Source organism: Dyella japonica DSM 16301, from assembly GCF_001010355.1.
Classification (GTDB): Bacteria; Pseudomonadota; Gammaproteobacteria; order Xanthomonadales; family Rhodanobacteraceae; genus Dyella; species Dyella japonica.
This window is the reverse complement of record NZ_JPLA01000141.1, coordinates 1-263: the sequence shown is the minus strand read 5'-3', so window position 1 is coordinate 263 and position 263 is coordinate 1. Positions and strand designations below refer to the sequence as shown.

General features: G+C 43.7%; 1 protein-coding gene. It reads right to left on the bottom strand.

What is annotated here, in order from left to right:
- Positions 1-263 (bottom strand): hypothetical protein (locus tag Y882_RS20620; protein ID WP_211259233.1); only part of this gene is annotated, 263 nt, incomplete at both ends.

Here is a 263-nt window from a genome sequence, read left to right as displayed (position 1 = left end):
CCCGCATTTAACTCGGTTGGCGATTAAGATTTTGGCACGATGATTTAGCTCACTGTGCTTCCACGTGGTGTTACCTTCCCACTTGTGGAAATGTGGCCGATAATTTCCAAAATCTTGCATGGGAATAATTTTCCCTAATTGTCTATACAGGCTGTCATAAGAAGTCTCATTTGCTGCACGGGTCAGTAAGAATTTCCAAGCATCCTCTTTCAACAGGTGCTCCACATTCTTCTCTGTAACATACTGGCAATCAGGATCAGTCC